General features: G+C 29.8%; 15 protein-coding genes. 12 read left to right on the forward strand and 3 right to left on the reverse strand.

Translation table 11 applies throughout. The features are described 5' to 3' along the window. Nucleotides 1-5: 5 nt before the first annotated feature. The 11 genes from Q3223_RS02270 (at nucleotide 6) to Q3223_RS02320 (ending at nucleotide 12,234) form a co-directional block, all read left to right on the forward strand. A complete protein-coding gene (locus tag Q3223_RS02270) occupies nucleotides 6-875 on the forward strand; it encodes an effector binding domain-containing protein (protein WP_407811536.1) in 870 nt (289 codons plus the stop codon). A gap of 377 nt (nucleotides 876-1,252) precedes the next feature. After that, a complete protein-coding gene (locus Q3223_RS02275) occupies nucleotides 1,253-1,798 on the forward strand; it encodes a PTS glucitol/sorbitol transporter subunit IIC (protein ID WP_054271025.1) in 546 nt (181 codons plus the stop codon). Nucleotides 1,799-1,810: 12 nt separating this feature from the next. Next, nucleotides 1,811-2,824: a PTS glucitol/sorbitol transporter subunit IIB gene (locus Q3223_RS02280; RefSeq protein ID WP_054271024.1), complete on the forward strand. Its 1,014-nt coding sequence runs from the start codon at nucleotides 1,811-1,813 to the stop codon at nucleotides 2,822-2,824. A gap of 220 nt (nucleotides 2,825-3,044) precedes the next feature. Beyond that, a complete protein-coding gene (locus Q3223_RS02285; RefSeq protein WP_054271023.1) occupies nucleotides 3,045-5,018 on the forward strand; it encodes a BglG family transcription antiterminator in 1,974 nt (657 codons plus the stop codon). A 48-nt stretch (nucleotides 5,019-5,066) separates the two neighbouring features. Continuing rightward, the gene (locus tag Q3223_RS02290) at nucleotides 5,067-5,426 is read left to right on the forward strand and encodes a transcriptional regulator GutM (RefSeq protein WP_054277165.1); all 360 of its coding nucleotides are present in this window, start codon (nucleotides 5,067-5,069) and stop codon (nucleotides 5,424-5,426) included. 34 nt (nucleotides 5,427-5,460) lie between these two features. Further along, complete coding sequence (locus Q3223_RS02295; RefSeq protein WP_054271021.1) at nucleotides 5,461-5,817, forward strand: PTS glucitol/sorbitol transporter subunit IIA; 357 nt, start codon at nucleotides 5,461-5,463, stop codon at nucleotides 5,815-5,817. Nucleotides 5,818-5,854: 37 nt separating this feature from the next. Continuing rightward, nucleotides 5,855-7,147, forward strand: coding sequence for an NAD(P)H-dependent oxidoreductase (locus Q3223_RS02300; protein WP_054271020.1), 1,293 nt, complete (start codon nucleotides 5,855-5,857; stop codon nucleotides 7,145-7,147). Nucleotides 7,148-7,597: 450 nt separating this feature from the next. Beyond that, complete coding sequence (locus Q3223_RS02305) at nucleotides 7,598-8,236, forward strand: helix-turn-helix transcriptional regulator (RefSeq protein WP_054271019.1); 639 nt, start codon at nucleotides 7,598-7,600, stop codon at nucleotides 8,234-8,236. Nucleotides 8,237-8,242: 6 nt separating this feature from the next. Further along, the gene (locus Q3223_RS02310; RefSeq protein ID WP_044213707.1) at nucleotides 8,243-9,085 is read left to right on the forward strand and encodes a pyruvate, water dikinase regulatory protein; all 843 of its coding nucleotides are present in this window, start codon (nucleotides 8,243-8,245) and stop codon (nucleotides 9,083-9,085) included. A gap of 60 nt (nucleotides 9,086-9,145) precedes the next feature. Next, nucleotides 9,146-11,773 (forward strand): pyruvate, phosphate dikinase, encoded by a 2,628-nt coding sequence (gene ppdK, locus Q3223_RS02315; protein WP_054271018.1) that lies wholly within the window; start codon nucleotides 9,146-9,148, stop codon nucleotides 11,771-11,773. A gap of 215 nt (nucleotides 11,774-11,988) precedes the next feature. Continuing rightward, nucleotides 11,989-12,234 carry a hypothetical protein gene (locus tag Q3223_RS02320; protein WP_054271017.1) on the forward strand — a complete coding sequence of 82 codons (246 nt, stop codon included), beginning with the start codon at nucleotides 11,989-11,991 and terminating at the stop codon, nucleotides 12,232-12,234. A 66-nt stretch (nucleotides 12,235-12,300) separates the two neighbouring features. Here the strand turns inward: Q3223_RS02320 and Q3223_RS02325 are convergent, their stop codons facing one another. Then, nucleotides 12,301-13,566 carry an ROK family transcriptional regulator gene (locus tag Q3223_RS02325; RefSeq protein WP_074178414.1) on the reverse strand — a complete coding sequence of 422 codons (1,266 nt, stop codon included), beginning with the start codon at nucleotides 13,564-13,566 and terminating at the stop codon, nucleotides 12,301-12,303. A 167-nt stretch (nucleotides 13,567-13,733) separates the two neighbouring features. Here Q3223_RS02325 and Q3223_RS02330 point away from each other — a divergent pair, with 167 nt between their 5' ends. Further along, nucleotides 13,734-14,765: a proline racemase family protein gene (locus Q3223_RS02330; protein WP_407811537.1), complete on the forward strand. Its 1,032-nt coding sequence runs from the start codon at nucleotides 13,734-13,736 to the stop codon at nucleotides 14,763-14,765. A 315-nt stretch (nucleotides 14,766-15,080) separates the two neighbouring features. Here Q3223_RS02330 and Q3223_RS02335 read toward each other — a convergent pair whose 3' ends face one another. After that, the gene (locus tag Q3223_RS02335) at nucleotides 15,081-16,403 is read right to left on the reverse strand and encodes a TolC family protein (RefSeq protein ID WP_407811538.1); all 1,323 of its coding nucleotides are present in this window, start codon (nucleotides 16,401-16,403) and stop codon (nucleotides 15,081-15,083) included. Between the two features lie 21 nt (nucleotides 16,404-16,424). After that, nucleotides 16,425-19,559 (reverse strand): efflux RND transporter permease subunit, encoded by a 3,135-nt coding sequence (locus tag Q3223_RS02340; RefSeq protein ID WP_223152825.1) that lies wholly within the window; start codon nucleotides 19,557-19,559, stop codon nucleotides 16,425-16,427. Between the last annotated feature and the right edge of the window lie 3 nt (nucleotides 19,560-19,562).

A 19,562-nucleotide genomic window follows, 5' to 3' on the forward strand; every position in this document is an offset into this window, starting at 1 on the left:
TCATATTGGACTACTTAAAGTATTTTGAAAAAGCTGTAGTATATATTGAGAATAATCTAAAAGAAAATATAACTGTAAATGATGTGGCAAAAGAATCAGGATATTCTTATTATCATTTGACACGCCTATTCAAGTCTATGTTTGGTGAAAGTGTAGGAAGCTACATAAAAAAAAGACGTTTGGTCAATAGCACAAAAGAACTTTTATACAGTGAAAAAAAGATAATAGATATAGCTATTGATAGTGGTTTTGAATCTTCAGAAGCATTTAGCAGAGCATTTAAGTCTATATATAAAGTTAGCCCTATGGAATATAGAAAAAATAGAATAGATGTATTTGTTGGTAAAAAGAAAAAATTAGAATTAGATTTTATGAAGCATCTTATGGAGAATATAACGATTAAACCAGTTATAAAAGAAATAGATGAAATAATGGTAATTGGTATAAGAGATAATGTGATACTAGAAAATAACTCATTACCTAATTTGTGGGAAAAGTTTAAGAAAGTGCATCATATTGTTCCAAATACTTTACCAGCAAGGAGAGCTTTTGGAATTTGTGATGCAACATCTAAAATACATCTAGTTAGTGAAAATATGGAATTTAATGAGATAATAGGGTTTGAAGTTAGCAGTTATGAGTATATTCCAAATTCATTTGTTTCAAAAACTATTACAGGAGGAAAGTATGCTGTATTTACTCATATTGGTAGCTTGGAAAGTTTAGATAAAACTTATGAATATATATGGGGCACTTGGTTTTTAAGTTCAAAAGACGAAATTGATATAAGAGAGGATTTTGAAGTATACGATGAACGATTTTTAGGTCCTGATAATATGGATTCACAAATTGATATTTATATACCTATAAAATAATCTATAAAAAAACTAAAAAATAATTTAATTAAAGGATAGATGCTTATCATAAAGCATCTATTTTTTTATTTCTATAAGATTTAGATAGTATTAATAATAAAATAAATGAAAATAAGTTCTTAAATTTTTAAGAAGAATTTAAAATATAGTCGAAATAAGATTTGTATATTTCTGAAAATTCTAATTAGTACAATTTTTTCCTTCATAAAATTGAAAAAAGATGTATTTATTTATCAAAAGTATTATATTAAAATGATATTAATATAAAAAACATTTATAATAATAGCATATAGTACAGAAAAAAGAAGTAATTTGTAAAATTAATAGCGAGTAATAAAATTAAAAATTTAAAGATATTATAGGGAGGTTATAATTTTATGGAAAACGTTATTACAGGTCTAAGTAAAGGTGCAGAGTGGTTTATTGGTTTGTTTCAGAAGGGAGGAGAACAATTTGTAGGTCTTGTTTCAGGAACTCTTCCAACGCTAATCGTGTTAATGGTAGCTATTAACTCTTTGATTAAAATAATTGGTGAGGAAAGAGTTAATAATTGGGCTTCTAAGCTTGGAAGGAATTCTTTTACAAGATATATTTTACTTCCATTAGTATCAGTGTTTTTCTTGGGAAATCCTATGTGTTATACATTTGGTAGATTTTTAAAAGAAGAACATAAAGCAGGATTTTATGATGCAGCAGTTTCATTTGTACATCCAATTACAGGTCTTTTTCCACATGCAAATGCAGGAGAACTTTTTGTATGGTTAGGAATATCAGCTGGTTTAACTACTTTAGGTAAAGAAACTACTACATTAGCATTATGGTATTTTATAGTTGGTTTAATCGTGATTTTTATAAGAGGTATAATAACAGAAAAAATGTATGCTTTTTTAACAAGAAAAAATAAAGTAGCAAATAAAGCTTAGGAGGTAGTTAAAATGGATGAAAACAAGATATTAAAAATAGAAAAAGGAAGTTCAGGTTGGGGAGGACCTTTATATATAAAAAAAGAAGGCAATAGAAATAAAATCTTATCAATGACTGCTGGTGGTATCCATGAAGTAACATTAAAAATAAAAGAACTACTGGGTTGTGAGATTGTAGATGGATTTAAAACTGGTGTTTCTGATGAAGAAGTGGCAGTAGTTATTATTGATTGTGGTGGAACTGCTAGATGTGGAGTATATCCAAAGAAAAAAATACCAACAATTAATGTAAATCCAGTTGGAAAAACAGGTCCTCTAGCAAAATTTATAACAGAGGAATATTATGTATCAGATGTTAACCCTAATTGTATAAGTGTTGTAGATGGAGAAGATATGCCACAAAAAGCTCAAGAAAATAAAAGTGAAAATAAGAGTTCCATTAGAAAGCCTGATAATTATGATGAAGTAAAATCAAAAGCACAAGGTGAATATGCTAAAAAGAACATAATACTTTCTATTGGCCAAGGCGCAGGAAAAGTAGTTTCAAAGTTTTATGATGCTGGTAGAGATACTATCCAAATGATAATGAATAATGTAATACCATTTATGGCATTCGTAAGTATGCTTATGGGAATTATTTTAGCATCTGGGTTGGGAGATTGGATTGCAAAGGTAATATCTCCACTTGCTGGTAATATTGGTGGGTTATTGATTATATCAATAATTTGTACACTTCCATTCTTATCACCAATATTAGGGCCTGGTGCAGTTATAGCACAAGTAGTAGGAACTCTTGTAGGTACTCAAATTGGTCTTGGAGCAATACCAGCATACTTAGCACTTCCTGCTTTATTTGCAATAAATGGACAAGCTGGATGCGATTTTGTCCCAGTAGGATTAAGTTTGGGAGAAGCAGAACCAGAAACCGTGGAATATGGTGTTCCAGCTCTATTTTATTCTCGTTTAATAACTGGTCCAATATCTGTTATTATTGCATATGGAGTTGCGGTATTTGCTTTAAGATAATATTTAATGTCAGTATTAGGTTTAAATTTGATTAATAAAATTTAAAATATAAATTTAAGCTAGTCAAGAGTTTTGTTAATGAAAGACTAGCTTTTATACTATTAATCAACTGTAATTATCGATTTAGATTAATACTAAATTTTCCTCTATTAAAGTGAAATTTTATGTATTAATTTGGTTTCAAGTTTGTACTAGAATGAAATCAAGGAGGAGATACAAAATGAATGTAACTGAGAAAATTCCTTCTATTGACCGCAAGATATTTAAAATATTGATTATATGTAGTAAAAAAGAGTTTGTAAGTATCAATTCAATAGCAAATGAACTAAATGTTACAACTAGAAGTGTAAGAACATATATAAAACAATTGAATAAAGACTTAGGGAGTGATATAGCAGTAATTAAATATGTAAAAGGTCAAGGATATAAACTGGAAATAAAAGATGAAAAAGTACTTAATAAGATTATTGATATGAATAGAAAAAATATATTCTCATTAAACTCAAAGGAAGATAGAGTAGAGTTTATACTAAATTATTTGATAGAACTAGATGGATTTATTACACTTGATAGTTTGGCAGATGAGATGTGTGTAGGAAGAACTACTCTAGTAAATGATTTCCAGTATGTAGAAAAAGTTCTAGCTTCATATAATTTAAACTTAATAAAAAAACAGAATACAGGGATGAAATTACATGGAAATGAACTTGATATTAGATTACTTATATTAAATCAGTTGTATAAGAACTCAAGAAAGGATTTAAATAATTCAAAATATTTTAAAGACATTAAAAAAGAAGAACTCACAAGTTTGGAAGAGGAATTATTGACTTTGTTCAAAAATAATAATTTTTATGTTACAGATGAAATGCTAAGAGAAGTTCTTAACTATATTGTAGTTTTAATTTATAGAGTAAAAGAAAAAAATAGAGTAAAAGAGTATAATGCAAAGTTTGATTTACTCAAATCATATGATGAATACCTTATTGCTAGGGAAATAAAACAAATATTATCAAAAAGATTTGAATGTGTTTTAAATGATGAGGAAATTATTTATTTGACTATACCATTAGTGAGTGGAAATGCACCAGCATCAGAGTGTGCTTTAAATAGTAGTAGAATTAATAAAAATATTGATGAGTTGATGGAAAATATATTTAACCAAATATATATTGATATGGGTATTTTGATAAATGAGGATGAATTAAGGATAGGACTAGGATATCATCTTAGTTTTACTCTAAATAGGCTATTATTTAATATAAAATTAAAGAATATATTGCTAGAAGAGATTAAACAGAACTATATACTTCCTTTTAAATTAGCTCAAATAGCAGGAAGAGTAATAGAGCAGAAATATAATTTAGAAGTTTCAGAAGATGAGATTGGATATATAGCAATTCATTTTAGTGGATATTTAGAAAGAAATAGCAGTAGATTTTATTCAATAAAGAAAATAGCAATTATATGTGGTACTGGTCTAGGGACAGCAAAGCTATTAAAAATAAGAGTTGAAAAATTAATAGGTAATAATCCACAAATTGATACTCTTTCAAGTTTTAATTTGAGAAATATTAACTTAGATGAATACGATATAGTTTTTACAACTATTGATTTAGACACATCAAATATAGGAACAATAGTGTTGAAAATAAATACAATATTTGATGAAAATAAACTAAGAGAACAATTAAAAACAGTATTGTGTTTAAGAGAAGGAAATATTGATACCACTAATTCTACAAATTTATTAATAAATAATTTGTTGGATGAAGATAAATTTATGATATTGAATGAAAAGACGATACTTGGGTCTTTGGAAAAAATGATGGACAATCTTATGGATTTAGGATGTATTGATGATAAGTTTAGAGAAAACATAATTAATAGAGAAGAAAAATCTCCTACAGTTTTTGATAAAGGTCTATTATTTCCCCATTCTGTAAATGAAAAGTCAGATAAATTTCTAATGGCAATTGGGATTTTAGAAGAACCAATACAATATGCAAATAGAAGTATAAAAATAATACTTATGACCATGTTTCCATGTGAGAATCAAATGGATTCAGACTTGTTGGTAAAAATTTATGAAGAAGTTTTAAAGATAGGACAAGATGTAAAGTTAACAAATAAGATAAGTAAATGTAGAAGTTTTTTAGAATTTAAAAAAGTGTTACTCAAAAATCTTATGTAGAATCGTACAGAATTAAAAAATAATGTGATTTGTGGAAGGTGTATAAATATGAAACTACTTGTAATTTTATTTGTTGTTTATGTTCTAAATACTATATTTATAATGAAACAGAATAAATTATATTTTAAAACTTTAAATAGAGCTAAAACAAAAGGGGAGATAGTATCTACAGGAAAAAAGAAAAGTTATTTTTCTAAAGGAAGTATAGCTATTATATCTTCAGATTCAGATGGTTTTATAAGGTTTGGGGAAATTTTGAAAGGACGCACAGTAATGGCTAAGTTTAAAGAGATTGAAGAAATAGAAGGATTAGACATATATAGTGCAGAGCAAAGATTTAAAGATGAAGAAAGTATTGTACAAGCTATAAAATTTATAAAAGAAAAAATAAATGTTTCTTTTAATTAACTTAATATAAATATAAATTATCAGGAGGAATGTCATGAAATATGAAGTTAAGATAAGTGGGATAGGCAGTTTAGTTAAAGAGTTAATGGATGAAAGTAATTGTCTTATCATATATGATGAAACCATCAATGATGAAGACTTAAAGGATATATCTGTAATTCATTCAATATCAACATTAAAAAGTGATGTTGAAATAGGAGACACACTTACAATAGGAAATAGAGATTATTGTATAGTTTCAGTTGGAGACATTGCTCAAAAGACTCTTAGAGAAATTGGTCATTGTACAATCAAATTTGATGGGGAATGTGAAGTAAATTTACCAGGAGAAATACATGTAGAAATAGGAAATCCAAATGTAACTATTGGAGATTTAATAACTATTTCTTAATTTGAAAAATAAAATTATTATAACAGGAGGAATGGATATGTTAGATTTAAACAGAAAACTTGCAAAGTTGGAAGAAGAAGGTAAGAAAATAAAAGTAGCTCTTATAGGTGCTGGTCATATGGGAAATGGAATGGTAAGCCAAATGGCGAATATGAAAGGTATTGAGGCTTCTATTGTTGTAGATATAAATTTAGAATTAGCTCATAAGGCATTTACTGATGCAGGAATAGATGAAGCAGTTATAGATAATGTAACAAATGAAAATGATGCAGAACTAAAACTACAAGAAGGAAAAGTATTGACTTGTAATGATTTTCTTGTAGCTTGTAAGACTAAGTCAATAGATGTAGTTATAGATGCAACTGGTGGTATTGCAATTGGAGCAGAAATAGCACTAAATGCTATCTTAAATAAAAAACACATAGTAATGTTAAATGCTGAGACTGATTGTGTTGTTGGACCAATACTTAAAAAATTAGCAGATGATGCTGGAGTAATCTTTACAGGTTCTGCAGGGGATGAGCCAGGAGCTGTAATGGAATTGTTCGATTTTGCAGATGCAATGGGATTTGAAGTTAGAGTTATAGGAAAAGGTAAAAATAATAAATTAGATTTAGATTGTAACCCTGATACTGTTAGAGAAGAAGCAGAAAGAAAAGGAGCTTCACCTCATATGATAGCTTCTTTTAAAGAAGGAACTAAAACAATGGTAGAAATGGCTTTAATGTGTAATGCAACTGGATTTGTACCTGATGTAAGAGGTGGTCATGGTATTGAAGCTACAGTGAATGAAGTACCTAAAAAGTATGCATTAAAAAGTGAAGGTGGAGTATTAGATAATTATGGTGTAGTTGATTTTGTAAATGGTATAGCACCTGGAGTATTCGTAGTGGTTGCTCATAAATTAAAAGCTGTTAATGATGAATTAAAATATTTAAGTATGGGTGATGGACCTAATTACATATTATATAGACCATATCATTTGTGTAGCTTAGAGACTCCTTTATCAGCAGCTATGGCAGTTTTAGAACATAAGGCTACAATAGTACCTAAAAATGGACTAGTTGCAGAAGTTATGACTATAGCTAAGAAAGATTTGAAAAAAGGTGAGTATATGGATGGATATGGTGCATATACATGCTATGGTACTATAGAAAAGTACGATGTTGCAAAAGCTATGAATGCTGTTCCTATTGGTCTAGTTAGCAAAAAGACTAAGGTAGTTAAAGATATTAAAAAAGGTGAAGTTATAACTTATGATATGGTTGAGATAGAAAAAGATACTACTTTATATCATTTAAGACAATTACAAGAAAAAATATTTGGGTAAGATTTGGTTATAATATAATATAGATACTATTCAAAAGGGGTGATGGTTATTTTTAAATCAGCCCTTTTAAATTTATGTATATTTTTGGTAGGATATTTCGTATGTAAATATATTATAGGTCATTTATAATTGAAAATCTCAATAGTATATTTAATTCAAATTAATTTTGCAACTTTATATTCATATTTTAAATAATATAATTAAAAATTTTAATATAAAATGAATTAAAATGACCAATTATGTATTATAATATTAACTGTAATACTAATATAGTTCTATTAATTAAAGAAATATCCCCCATTAATATATAATAAATATCTTTAAGCAAGAGGACTTAGTAAAAAAATATATCGTATTCAATAAAAAATCTGTTTACAGAATGGTATATATAGTTATATAATATACTATATAAGATGCGAAAAGATAAAAAGTATAGCACAATGAAAGAAGGTGATTATTATTCAGCTTAATGAAAGACAACTAAAAATTATAGATATAGTTAAGGAAAATGAACCAATAACGAGTGAAAGTATTGCCTCCAGCTTGAATGTGACTCGTGCTACACTTAGATCTGATTTAGCTATATTGACAATGACAGGAATACTAGACGCAAGACCAAAAGTTGGATATTTTTATTCAGGAGTTAGTGAAATTAATTTAATTGGTAAAAGTATAAAAGAAAAATCAGTAGAAGATATAATGAGCATGCCTGTACTAGCTAAGAAGGACGAAAGTATATATGATGTAATAGTCACTATGTTTTTATCTGATGTAGGGAGTATAGTTATTATAGATGAAAATGAAGAGTTATGTGGAGTTGTCTCCAGAAAAGACTTGCTAAAAGCAACAATAGGAGGTTCTGATATAAATAAGATGCCAATAGGCATGATAATGACAAGAACTCCAAATGTAGTTACTTTAACTAAAGGAGCAAGTGTTTTATTAGCTTCAAGAAAAATAATAGAACATGAAGTAGATTCGATTCCAATTGTTGAATATAAGGGAGAAGACAAAAATCATATGAGAGTTGTTGGGAGAATATCAAAAACCAACATAACTAAGCTATTCTTAGAAATAGTTGACAATTAAGGAGGTATGCTGGTGAAAAACCTAATTATATATGCAGTATCAGATTCAGTAGGGGAGACTGCACAACAAGTTGCAAAAGCATGTATGTCTCAGTTTTATGTAAATGAAACTTATGAAATAAAACGATTCCCATACATGATTAATAAAGGAGTACTACTTGAAACATTGGAGAATGCGAAAGCTGAAAACGCTTTGATTGTATATACATTAGTTGATGAAGAGTTATGCAGTATTGTTGAAAGATATTGTGAGAGAGAAGGTCTTAGTTGTATAGACCTTATGACAGATATCTTAAGAGAAATAAGCAAGAGAACAGGAAGAAAACCTAAAAGAGAAGCTGGTATAATTAGAAAATTAGATGAATCTTATTTTAAGAGAGTTGAAGCTATAGAGTTTGCAGTAAAATATGATGATGGAAAAGACCCTAGAGGTGTTCTTCAAGCAGACATAATTTTAGTGGGAATCTCAAGAACATCTAAAACTCCTTTGAGTATGTATTTGGCTAATAAAAATATAAAAGTAGCTAATGTTCCATTAGTTCCAGAAATACCAATTCCTAAAGAGGTATTTGAGATAAATACTAAGAAGATAATAGGTCTTACTAATTCACCTGAAAAGCTTAATGAAATAAGAACTCAAAGATTAAAAGCTTTAGGTCTATCTAGTAAAGCCAACTATGCTAATCTAGAAAGAATACTTCAGGAATTAGATTATTCAGAAGAAATAATGAAAAAAATAGGATGCCCAGTAATAAATGTTTCAAATAAGGCAATAGAAGAAACAGCAGGTATAATCTTAGATATAATGAAAGAAAATGGTCTAAAGATATACAAAGAAATAGAAATTTAATAATGTCTATTAATAAAAATGATATAAATTAAAATAAAAAGATTAATGGGGGATTTAACAATGGAAACTAAGTATGTTTATAGTTTTGGTGAAGGAAGCAAAGACATGAAATCTTTACTAGGAGGTAAAGGTGCCAATTTAGCAGAAATGACTAAGATAGGCTTACCTGTCCCTCCTGGATTCACTATAACAACAGAAGCATGTAATGACTATTATGTTAACAATGAAAGTATAAGAGCAGAGATAATAAAAGAAATAGAAAATCATTTAGCTACTTTAGAAAAAGACTTAAATAAAACATTAGGATGCAATAAGAATCCATTATTAGTATCAGTTCGTTCTGGTGCAGTATTCTCTATGCCAGGAATGATGGATACAATTCTTAACCTAGGTCTTAATGATAATAGTGTTGTTGGTCTAGCAGAAGCTACACAAAATGAAAGATTTGCATATGATAGTTACAGAAGATTCATACAAATGTTTTCTGATGTTGCTATGGAAGTTCCAAAATATAAATTTGAGAATGTATTAGATAGAGTAAAAGAAGCAAAAGGATATACAGTTGACACAGAGCTTACAACTGATGATTTAAAAGAAATAGTAAAAGAGTTTAAAGCAATATACAAAAAAGAAATTAAAAGTGATTTCCCACAAGACCCAAAAGAGCAATTAATGCTTGCTATAGAGGCTGTATTTAGATCATGGAATAACCCTCGTGCAATCGTATACCGTAAATTGAATGATATAGCTCATAACTTAGGAACAGCAGTAAACATCCAATCAATGGTATTTGGTAACATGGGAGAAACTAGTGGTACAGGTGTTGCATTTACTAGAAATCCAGCTACAGGAGAAAATAAATTATTTGGTGAATTCCTAATGAATGCACAAGGTGAAGACGTTGTTGCAGGTATAAGAACTCCTCAAAATATATCAACTCTTGCTGATGTAATGCCAGCTGTATTTGATGAATTCGTAAAAATTACTCATATACTTGAAGGTCACTATAAAGATATGCAAGATATAGAGTTTACTATAGAAAATGAAAGATTATATATATTACAAACTAGAAATGGTAAGAGAACAGCAGCAGCAGCAATAGCTGTAGCAGTTGATTTAGTTGAAGATGGAATAATAGACGAAAAAGAAGCTATAATGAGAATTGAGCCTAATCAATTAGACCAATTATTACATCCAAAATTTGAAGATAAGGCATTAAAAGAAGCTAAAGTTATAGCAAAAGGTTTACCAGCATCACCAGGTGCAGCAAGTGGTAAAGTTTATTTCAATGCTGATGATGTAGTAAAAGCAAGTGAAAAAGGAGAAAAAGTAGTTTTAGTTAGACTAGAGACATCTCCAGAAGATATAGAAGGTATGGTTAAGGCTGAAGGAATCCTTACAGCTAGAGGAGGAATGACATCACATGCAGCAGTTGTTGCTAGAGGTATGGGTAAATGTTGTGTTGCTGGATGTGGAGAAATAAAAGTTGATGAATTTAACAAAGAAATAAGAGCACTTGATGATGTAGTTATAAAAGAAGGAGAATATATTTCTATAGATGGTTCTACAGGAAATGTTTACTTAGGAGATGTTAAGAAAACAGAAGTAGCTTTAACTGGTAACTTTGAGAAATTAATGAAGTGGGTAGACAAACACAAGTGTATGATGGTTAGAACTAATGCAGATAATCCTAGAGATGCTCGTGCAGCTATAGAGTTTGGTGCTGAAGGTATAGGTCTATGTAGAACTGAGCATATGTTCTTTGATGAAGATAGATTACCAGCAGTTAGAGAAATGATATTATCTAATACAGTAGAGCAAAGAGAAAAAGCACTTGAAAAAATATTACCAATGCAAAGAGAAGATTTTGTAGAATTATTTAAAGTTATGGATGGAAAACCAGTTAATATAAGATTGCTAGACCCACCACTACATGAATTCTTACCTCATGATGATGAGACTATAGAAGAGCTTGCAAAATCTATGGGTATAAAAGTAAGTGATATTAAGAAGAGAATAGTTGATTTAGATGAATTTAACCCAATGCTTGGACACAGAGGTTGTAGACTTGCAATAACTTATCCTGAAATATGTGTAATGCAATCTAAAGCTATAATACAAGGAGCTATAGAGGCAATAAGAGCAGGTGTTAAAGTTTCTCCAGAGATAATGGTTCCATTAGTTGGAGAAGTAAATGAGTTAAAGATAATAAGAAAAATGATAGTAGATACTGTTGATGCTATAATAAAAGAAGAAGGTGTAGAAGTTCCTTATACTGTAGGTACTATGATAGAAATACCTAGAGCTTGTTTAACTGCTGATGAAATAGCACAAGAGGCAGACTTCTTCAGCTTTGGTACTAATGACTTAACTCAAATGGCATTTGGATATTCAAGAGATGATGCTGGTAAATTCTTAGGTCAATATGTAGATGAAGAAATATTAGAAAAAGACCCATTCCAAGTACTAGACCAAAATGGTGTTGGTAAATTAGTTAAGATGGGAGCTAAGTTAGGTAGAGAAGTTAAACCAGAATTAAAACTAGGAATATGTGGAGAGCATGGTGGAGAACCATCTTCAGTAGAGTTCTGTTATAATGTAGGACTTAACTATGTATCTTGTTCACCATTTAGAGTGCCAATTGCTAGACTTGCAGCAGCTCAGGCATCTATAAAAAATCCTAGATAGTAATATACTGTAAAATTATATAATTAAAGTAATATCCCCTATATATTTAATGTATCAAATAAATTATTTGTAAGTTAAGTATAGGGGATTTTTATTTTATTATAAAAAAATAACTTATATAACTTAAGGTGAAACGTATTTAATTGTATTGCATATATTATTGTAGAGAGAAATTTTAACTAATAATTAAATTGAGTTTACTGGAGGGGATAAAGTTGACAAAGTGTCCTAAATGTGGAAAGGAAGTATCATCACGTCCAGGTAGTATATGCCCACGATGTGGATTTAAAGTAGCAGAGGAAAGTCTAAAAATGAGATGCCCAGAGCCTAGTTGTAGGGCTTTGGTATCTAGGAGACTAGATTATTGTCCTAAATGTGGATGTAAACTGAAAGGATATAATATTTCTGAATTTGTTAACATGGTAAGATGTAAAATAGATGAGACATTTGATAAAAGATAATTAAATTCAGAGTTAAACTTTTGAGCCATCCATTTTGGATGGCTCTATAAAATCATAAGCTTTTGATTAATCTTCATTTTCCTTAATATTACCTTTATAAAATATGGGATTTTCAAAGAATTTTTGTGTTAATACCTGATATCCACCAGCTTTTTGGAGTTCTCTTAATGGTCGTATATCATAATATATTACAGATGCAGTTTCTTCTGGGAAGAATCGAGCTTTTTTTCGCTCTTCTTTCAATTTAATCTTAAAATAGTCTCCTGCATAAGCATATTGTCCAAGGAGGACTACAATTTCTGGGTCAAAATTGATTGCTACATTTTTCAACATTAATGAGAACATTTCTGCCAGATAACCAACCTCTATCATTGACAGTTCATCTCCATTGTCTGCTTCTTCAAACACATGTCGAATTAAATCTTTAGATTCTATCCACTGATTTATAGAAGACTTTAAAAGTTTCATTGAATTTTTCTTTAACCTATGGCGAATTCTTTCAGCACTAACCATACGTTCAAAGCATCCCTTACTTCCACAGGAACAAATCTCTTCATCACTGTAATCAACAGTCATATGTCCGATTTCTCCAATAAGAGCATTTCTACCAGTAAGTACAACATTATCAATGTAGCATGAAGAAATTCCTGCCTCTGCATACATGACAACTGTTCTTTTATTACGAAATTCTTCCTCAAGAAGAAGCGCATTTCCAGCCATTCTAACTAGGTTTTCTACTATAATCTCCTGTTTTGGATACAATTTCTCAAGCCATTCTTTTATATTGATATTTCTTCCCCAATGTGGAGCCATCATAAAAAATCTGACAATACCATATTTTTGGTCTACGAATCCAGCGATTGCAAAGCTTATGCCATATAATTCATCATGAGAGATTTCTGCATTTACTAGAATATCTTCAATATGAATTGCTAATTCTTTCTGAAATGTGTCTAATGTATTGTTGTAAGTAGCAGGAATTTCTATTTCTAAGACACATTCATTTTTCATAGTCAAAAGTGCAAAATGAATATAGCTCTCTTCAAGAGAGATACACAATATCCTTTTATTACAAGAAAACGAATATAATTCTGGGCGTTTTCCACCAATATTTGTAGAACTGCCTTTACCTGCTGAGACCAAAAGCCCTATTTCTTCAAAACTCTGAATAGCTTTTTTCACTGTAGGACGACTGATTTTGGTCGCTTCACTAATATCATTGACTGATACTTCTGTTGTATTTCTGATGATATCAAGTATTCGTTTCCGATTTAAATATTTTAAGTCTGATGGCATTGAAGCATTTTTCAACTGTTTCTCTCTATTTCCCATAGATTACATTTCCTTTCTTGTTATATTCCATTAGTCGTTACTTTTGTTTAAATATACGATATCATATTTTCTTAATCTTTTCCAGTTCTCTGAGTTGACAATTTAAAAATAAAGTTATAAAATAAAGTTACATAACTATATTACATAATATTAAGGGGGTTTCCAAAATGGAACTAAAACCAAATGTAAATCTTAGTATTTACGAAAAATGTTTTACTGCTATTGATACACATACAGTTGGAGAATTTACACGTGTTGTATTATCTGGATTTCCAAAATTGCCAGGAAATACAATGATTGAAAAGAAAAAATATTTGGAAGAGAATTGTGACCAGTATCGTAAGGCATTAATGTTTGAGCCTCGTGGACATCATGATATGTTTGGCTCTATTGTTACTGAGCCAATCCATTCAGAAGCAGATTATGGAGTTATATATATGGATACTGGTGGATATTTGAATATGTGTGGGCATGGAACTATTGGAACAGTTACTGCGATTATAGAAGCTAGACTTGTAGAAGCAAAAGAACCATATACAGAAGTTGTTTTAGATGCACCTGCTGGTCTAATACGTACAAAAGCAGAAGTAAAAGATGGTAAAGTTGTAAATGTAACACTAACAAATGTACCTGCATTTTTGTATAAGGAAAACTTAACAACTAATATTGATGGAAAAGAGATTACATATGATATTTCATTTGGAGGAAGTTTCTTCGCATTGTGTGATGTTACACAATTTGGTATGGATGTAACACCTGAAAATATTCCATTTCTAACTGATTTTGGTATGAAATTAATTGAACATGCTAACCAAGAAAACGAAATACAACATCCTGAATGTGATATTACTTCTGTTGACCTTGCTGAATTGTATTGTCCTACTTCAACACCTGGATGTGACATGAGAAATGTTGTAATATTTGGTGATTATATGGCAGACCGTTCTCCATGTGGAACTGGTACTAGCGCTAAACTGGCGACTCTTTATAAAAGAGGTAAAATTGGTATTGGAGAGCCTTTTGTATATGAAAGCTTTATTGGTACTACATTTACGGGTGTAATTAAGGAAGAAGCAAAGGCTGGAGATTATTCTGCAGTAATACCTAAAATTACAGGAAGTGCTTATATAACAGGAGTATCTACTTATATTATTGACAATGATGACCCTTTAAAATATGGATTCCAGGTTTCAAAATAGTTTTATTTTTCTAACTGTCAATTATTTTATTATAATAAAGACTTACATAGATATAAGCTCTAGGTAAAAGGACTATGTCATATGGAACTTAGAAAAGTTATAATGATTTAAAATGAAAATTATTTGATATGAAATTGAAATATTGAATATATAGAATTAAGTAGATTTATATAAAATAAATTTATAAATTGTATACTAAGAAGACTGTAGATATATTTGTTTCTATATAAATATATCTACAGTCTTTTATTTAATAATAAATCAATTTTCTATATATTTTTATTAAACAACTTTGTGAAAGTTATTTAATACTTTCTATTTACCAGTATTATTTCCAGTACTAAGTATCCAAGGCTTTTCTATACCATTTTTTAGTGAGTTATAGTTTACAATAAGCGTGTCATAGCTATTTTTAGCATCTTCATTACTTACTACTTGTTTTTTATAATCAGTTAGAGTAATTAATCCTAAATCATATCTTAATTTAGTATTTTTTACTTGTTTTTCTGATAATTCAAGTTGCTTTTTAGTAATTTCAATTGTATCTTCTAAAGCAAGTAATTGAGCATAACTGTCAATTAAGCCTTTTTTTAGAGCTTTTTTACTGTCTTCTAATGTTACTAGACCATTTTCAGTATTGTATTTTTGTTGAAGATAATTTGCATATGTAGTAAGCCCAGCAGCATAAGTCTGTCTTTCAAGATTGTATACCTCAACTTCTTTTTCATATTGCTCATAATCTTTTTTATACTTATCCATAAGAACCTTATATTCATCATCAGGTAAACCATTTTGTTCTGGTTTTGTAGGTGCAACTGGTCTTGTAAGATTAGGTCTATCTGGTAAATCTGCTTTATTCTCATCCTTATCATTAAAACTTTCTTCAGTACGTTCTAAAATCAATTGGTCATACTTTAAGTATTCATTAACCTTACCTTCCATATATGAATCGACTGAGCCACCAACTCTAAAAGATTCAAATCTATATTCTTTATCCAATTGATAATTATTTAAATCTATATTAGTTAACAATTTAAAATAGTCTTGATTATTTTTTAATTCTTGAAGCTTAGATTTTTGAGTATTTTGTAGCGTTTGAAGTTCAAGTTCAGCTGACTCAGTTTCTAATGATGTTACTAAACCCAACTCTTTTTTTAATTTCATATCTTTAATTTCTTTAGTTTTTATCTCAAGATTGTTTTTTATTTTATCCAATTCATTTTCTCTTGAGACTAAATCATTGTATTTATTAGTAATATCATTGGCTATTTGGTCTTCCATAAATCCCTTAGCTTGCTCACTTTGATTTTTAAGAAGTCCAATTTGGTCGTATGGAAATGCATTATCACTTCCAGTAAAACTATCAAACTCATCTTGTACTTCTAACTTTTCTTTTAACATTTTTATTTCTTCTGATTTCATCTTTAATTTTTCACTATTTTTAAGCGCTGCACTGACAGCTTCTCTAGCAGTCAAAATTTCCTTTTCAGATGTTCTTTTAGTTGAGTCATTCATGATAGAGTTATCAACTTTATTTATAGAAGAAGTATTATCATTTGCATAAACTGGCATTAGATTAGCTATTATTATACCAACACCACATCCGATTGCAACTATTTTACTAACTTTCTTATTCAATACAATCACCCTCCATTCTATTTAAACTTTAGCTTTCAATTTTGGTTTCTTTATTATCTTTCTTTTTATATCACCTATTTTATCTGTTATTTTACCAAATATCTTAGGCATTTTGTCTGAAAACTTATCTTCCCACTTATCAAATATCAAGTATATGGTAGGTATAAGTACCAAAGTTATAAGTGTAGATACAGTCAGACCTCCCATTATAACTATTGCTAGTGGTTGCATTGTTTCTCCACCTTCACCAAGAGATAGTGCTGTTGGTAACATACCTAAAATTGTTGTTGCTGTTGTCATTAGAACTGGTCTTAATCTTGCTGCACAACCAATAGAGACCAATCCAATTAAATCATTGTTACGATTTGTTTTTCTAAGTTGTTCTATGTAGTCAATAAGAACTATACCGTTGTTAACAACTATACCTATAAGTAAGATTATACCTAACATACCTACAGTACTCAAACTTTGCCCACTGACTAGGAGAGAAAGTACAACTCCAACAAATGCAAATGGAACACAGAACATGATTATAAATGGTTTACTAAATGATTCAAACTGAGCTACCATTACCATATAAACTAATGCTATGGCTATAACCATTGAGAATCCAAGACTTGCCATAGATTCGTTCATCATCTCTGTTTCTCCACCAACACCAATAGAGTAATCTTTAGGAATTACCATCTTGTTAGTTTTTTCTAGTGCTAGTTTAGTAGCAGTACCAGCATCTACATTATCAAGTGTAGCAGTTATATTTACAGAGAAATCTCCATCAGTCCTAGATATAGATTGTAGACCATCTGCCATTTTTATATCTGAAAAAGCACCAAGAGGAACTTCTTTTCCAGTTGCAGAGTTTACTTTTAATTGTTTTATATCTTCCAGATTGTCAATACTGTCTGCTTTAAATTTTAAATTTACATCCACTTTATAGTCATCAATAGTAGCAGTAGTGACTGAATCACCATTTATTGCTGTACGTAGTAATCCTGCAATTTCGGCAGTATTTACACCATACTCTTGAGCTTTATGTTTGTCTATGGTAAATTGAGCTTCTTGAGTTGTATCTGTAAGAGAAGTCTTAACATTTCTAAATCCTTTTATGGAGCTGAATTGTTTTTCGGCTTCTTTTCCTAATATTTTTAATACATCTAAATCAGGGCCTTTCATTTCTAATGTAAAGTCTGCCCCTGTACTTCCACCCATGACACTACTATTTTGACTTACATTTATTTTACAGTCTGGGACAGTGGCAACTCTATCAATTATTTCTTTTTCTATCTCATCAGTAGTTCTCTTTCTATTTTTTTGAGATTCTAATTCAATTGCTATATTTGCTGTATTATTATTTGAATCTGATGTTAAAGTTGTTATTAAAGTTTTAACTTCTGGGATATCTGAAACTTTTTTCTCAGTCATAGATACATAGTAATCATTAGATTCTAGACTAAGACCCTTTGGAAGTTCTATAGAAATTGCCAATGCCCCTTTGTCTGCAGCAGGCATAAAGTCCATACCTATAAAGCTCATTCCAAATAGAGAAGCTATAAAAATAAGTAAACTTGCTATTACTACTAAGCGTTGGTGTCTTAAGCATACACTTAGTAATTTTTTATACCCTTCACTTACTTTATCAAATATAGGGCTATCTTTTTCTTTCATTTTTTCGCTATTCTTACCTCTACTTAATTTTGCGAATACACTAGGAACAAGAGTAATTGCGCCTATGAAAGAGAAGGCTAGAGAAGCTATAAGTGTTTTACCTAATGCTCCAAAGGTTATTTTAGCTATACCTTCTGTAAACATAATAGGTAAAAATATTGCTATAGTAGTCAATGTTGATGCAAGTATGGCATTGGTTACAGTTCTTGTACCCTCAATAGCACAATCATCAATACTCATGCGACCACTTTTCCTATATTTAAATATATTTTCAATTACAACTGTAGCATTATCGACAACCATACCAACTGAAATTACCAAGGAACTTGCAGTGATAAGGTTTAAACTTTCTCCTGTAAAGTATAGAACTGCTATAGCACCTATTATAGAAATTGGGATTGCTATGGCAACAACTAGTGAAGCTCTTACACTTTTTAAGAAAGCAAAGATTACCACAAAGGCAATAACAGCACTTATAAGCAAGTTGCTCATTACACTATTTATTGATTCACTTATGTACTCACTTGTATCGTTAGCAATTTTAATTTTAAATTGAGGATTTTCTTTATTTAATTCATCTACATATTTATATGCATTTTGCATAACTTTTACAGTATTGGCATCTTGTTGTTTAGAAATATCTATTACCAAACTGTCTTTTCCATTATATCTATAAATACTGTCTTTGTCTGCATATCCATAATCTACACTACAAAGGTTATCTAATCTAACTGTATTTCCACCTTTTACAGGAATTTGAAGCTGTTTTATATCATCTAAAGATTCAAGTTTATCAATTGCTCTTAAAACTATTTTATCTTCACCTTGAGTAATTGACCCATAAGGATATGTTTTATTACTAGATGATAAGATACCCTTTATAGTTGATAAACTAACTCCATAATTTGAAAGAACAGCTGGGTCAGCTATTACATTGACCTGTGCTTTTTCTCCACCTTTAAGGTCTGCTGAAGTTACACCATCTATAGACTCTATTTTAGGTTGAATCACATCCTCAGCATATTTTCTCAATGCCTGTGAACTATTTTCATTTCCTCCAGATATAACAAGCTGACCTATGGCTTGTGCATTCATATCTAATTTTAGAACTGTTGGTTTAGCTGCATCCTCTGGAAGACTAGTCTGTAATGCATCAACTTTAGACCTAACATCGTTCATTATTTCATCTAAATTAGTCCCAAACTCGAATTGAGCAACTACCATAGAAACACTTTCTTGTGAACTTGATATGGTAGTATTTACGTTTGAAACAGCTGATAAACTTTCATCAACTTTTTGACTAATTTGTTCATCAACGTCTTGAGGACCAGCACCTGTCCAAGTAGTCATAACCATTACAACAGGTATTTCTATATCAGGCATTAGATTTATTGACATTTTCTTATATCCAATACCACCAAAAACTATTAATACTAAGAAGACCATTATGATTGTGAGAGGACGCTTAACAGAAGTTTGTATAAAATTCATAGT

The sequence above is a fragment of the Clostridioides sp. GD02367 genome (genome assembly GCF_045900275.1).
GTDB lineage: Bacteria > Bacillota > Clostridia > Peptostreptococcales > Peptostreptococcaceae > Clostridioides > Clostridioides difficile_A.

Bases quoted from the DNA above. Each gene is read 5' to 3' on its own strand.
- Q3223_RS02275 (WP_054271025.1), top strand. From the start codon at position 1,253: ATGGAAAACGTTATTACAGGTCTAAGTAAAGGTGCAGAGTGGTTTATT.
- Q3223_RS02280 (WP_054271024.1), top strand. From the start codon at position 1,811: ATGGATGAAAACAAGATATTAAAAATAGAAAAAGGAAGTTCAGGTTGG.
- Q3223_RS02285 (WP_054271023.1), top strand. From the start codon at position 3,045: ATGAATGTAACTGAGAAAATTCCTTCTATTGACCGCAAGATATTTAAA.
- Q3223_RS02290 (WP_054277165.1), top strand. From the start codon at position 5,067: ATGAAACTACTTGTAATTTTATTTGTTGTTTATGTTCTAAATACTATA.
- Q3223_RS02295 (WP_054271021.1), top strand. From the start codon at position 5,461: ATGAAATATGAAGTTAAGATAAGTGGGATAGGCAGTTTAGTTAAAGAG.
- Q3223_RS02300 (WP_054271020.1), top strand. From the start codon at position 5,855: ATGTTAGATTTAAACAGAAAACTTGCAAAGTTGGAAGAAGAAGGTAAG.
- Q3223_RS02310 (WP_044213707.1), top strand. From the start codon at position 8,243: ATGCTGGTGAAAAACCTAATTATATATGCAGTATCAGATTCAGTAGGG.
- ppdK (WP_054271018.1), top strand. From the start codon at position 9,146: ATGGAAACTAAGTATGTTTATAGTTTTGGTGAAGGAAGCAAAGACATG.
- Q3223_RS02325 (WP_074178414.1), bottom strand. From the start codon at position 13,566: ATGGGAAATAGAGAGAAACAGTTGAAAAATGCTTCAATGCCATCAGAC.
- Q3223_RS02330 (WP_407811537.1), top strand. From the start codon at position 13,734: ATGGAACTAAAACCAAATGTAAATCTTAGTATTTACGAAAAATGTTTT.
- Q3223_RS02340 (WP_223152825.1), bottom strand. From the start codon at position 19,559: ATGAATTTTATACAAACTTCTGTTAAGCGTCCTCTCACAATCATAATG.